The sequence below is a fragment of the Peptoniphilus sp. oral taxon 386 str. F0131 genome (assembly GCF_000090945.1).
GTDB classification, from domain to species: domain Bacteria; phylum Bacillota; class Clostridia; order Tissierellales; family Peptoniphilaceae; genus Anaerosphaera; species Anaerosphaera mikwangii.
On the sequence record NZ_GL349422.1, the window covers coordinates 853,476 to 855,975 of the forward strand.

The 2,500-nt window shown below is 45.8% G+C and carries 1 tRNA gene and 1 rRNA gene (1 of these 2 running past the window's edge); both read left to right on the forward strand.

From position 1 onward, the window contains the following. The first annotated feature begins 193 nt into the window (after window positions 1–193). Window positions 194–269 (forward strand) — tRNA-Ala (locus tag HMPREF0629_RS04005). Window positions 270–403: 134 nt separating this feature from the next. Then, window positions 404–2,500, forward strand: a 23S ribosomal RNA gene (locus tag HMPREF0629_RS04010) (it continues 763 nt past the right edge of the window).

Consider the following 2,500-nt stretch of genomic DNA (forward strand, 5'->3'; position numbering starts at 1 on the left):
CAGTCGAAGGTAGGGTTAATGACTGGGGTGAAGTCGTAACAAGGTAGCCGTATCGGAAGGTGCGGCTGGATCACCTCCTTTCTAAGGAGATTAACTGTTGGACTGTAAGAGGAAAGGCAGTAATCAAAAGTGAAGGACACACAACAAACCAAAGAGAGCTTGGTTCTAAGCTCTTACACTATTAATTATATAAGGGGGTGTAGCTCAGTTGGGAGAGCACCTGCCTTGCAAGCAGGGGGTCAGGAGTTCGAATCTCCTCATCTCCACCAATAATGATGAAAATCATTAAAAGAACCATGAAAACTACAAATCTAGAAGAAAGTCAAAACTTAAATTTCAGAAGAAATAAAGAAAAGACAAGAACACTGGAAAAGAAGTTAAATTTAGAAATAAATATAACAAAGGTCAAGTAAAAAAGAGCATTAGGTGAATGCCTAGGCACCAAGAGGCGAAGAAGGACGTGACAAGCTGCGAAAAGCTGTGGTAAGGAGCAAATATCCGTCGACCCACAGATATCCGAATGGGGAAACCCACCTTAAAAAGGTATCTTTAAGCGAATAAATAACTTAAAGAAGCGAACCGGGTGAACTGAAACATCTAAGTAACCCGAGGAAAAGAAAGAAAACTCGATATCCCAAGTAGCGGCGAGCGAACAGGATAGAGCCCAACCGTGCATAAAGTATAAATAGCCAGTAGAATCATTTGGGAAGATGAACCAAAGAAGGTAACAGTCCTGTAAACGAAGGCGAAGAAATACCGGCACAAAAGAGTACCACGAGACACGAGAAACCTTGTGGGAAAATGGGGGGACCACCCCCCAAGGCTAAATACTACTTGGTGACCGATAGCGAACAAGTACCGTGAGGGAAAGGTGAAAAGAACCCCGGGAGGGGAGTGAAATAGAAACTGAAACCTAATGTTTACAAGCAGCGAAACTGGCAAAAGCCAGGATCGTGTACTTTTTGTAGAACGGGCCAGCGAGTTATGATATCTAGCAAGGTTAAAGTATAAAGTACCGGAGCCGTAGAGAAATCGAGTCTTAATAGGGCGAAAGTTAGATGTCATAGACCCGAAACCGTGTGATCTATCCATGGGCAGAGTGAAGTTGAAGTAAAATTCAATGGAGGCTCGAACCGGGTAGCGTTTAAAAGCTATCGGATGACCTGTGGATAGGGGTGAAAAGCCAAACGAACACGGAGATAGCTGGTTCTCCTCGAAATAGCTTTAGGGCTAGCCTTTAGTGATCAATGATGAGGGGGTAGAGCACTGAATCGTAGAGGGGTCTGTAAGATTACTAATACGTATCAAACTCCGAATACCAAATCAAGCACTAAGGAGTCAGACAATGTGGGATGAGCTTCATTGTCGAAAGGGAAACAGCCCAGACCACCAGCTAAGGTCCCAAAATAATAGTTAAGTGGGAAAGGATGTGGAGTTACTCAGACAACCAGGATGTTGGCTTAGAAGCAGCCATACATTCAAAGAGTGCGTAATAGCTCACTGGTCAAGTGACTCTGCGCCGAAGATAACCGGGGCTAAACTATATACCGAAGCTGTGGACTACGAAAGTAGTGGTAGAGGAGCAATGTGTAAGAGACGAAGCATAAGGCGTAAGCCGATGTGGATTTTACAGAAGAGAGAATGCTGGCATGAGTAGCGAAAGGTGAGTGAGAATCTCACCCGTCGAAAACCTAAGGATTCCTGAGGAAGGCTCGTCCACTCAGGGTAAGTCGGGACCTAAGGCGAGGCTGAAAAGCGTAGTCGATGGACAACAGGTGGAAATTCCTGTACCGATATGAAGCGTAAGAAAGTAAGTGGGGACGCAGGAGGATAGTAGCAGCGCCCAGTTGGTGAGGCGTGCAAGCACAAAGGTGGGAATAGAGGCAAATCCCTATTCTAAGAACACTAAAGTGTGATGCGGATCGAAAAACAAGTAGAGAAGGATATGACTCCACACTGCCAAGAAAAGCCACTATCAAGTAACATATCGCCCGTACCGCAAACCGACACAGGTAGGAGAGGAGAGAATCCTAAGACGAGCGGAAGAACCTTTGTTAAGGAACTCGGCAAAATGACCCCGTAAGTTAGCGAGAAGGGGAGCCCCTGTAAAAGGGGGCCGCAGTAAAAAGGCCCAAGCGACTGTTTACCAAAAACATAAGTTTCTGCAAAGTCGAAAGACGAAGTATAGGAGCTGACACCTGCCCGGTGCTGGAAGGTTAAGGGAAAATGTTAGGAGCAATTCGAAGCATAGAACTGAAGCCCCAGTAAACGGCGGCCGTAACTATAACGGTCCTAAGGTAGCGAAATTCCTTGTCGGGTAAGTTCCGACCCGCACGAAAGGTGTAACGATTTGGGCACTGTCTCAACAAAGGATCCGGTGAAATTGTAGTAGCGGTAAAGATGCCGCTTACCCACGACAGGACGGAAAGACCCCGTGGAGCTTTACTGTAGGCTGACATTGGATTTTGAGTTTAAATGTACAGGATAGGTGGGAGACGAG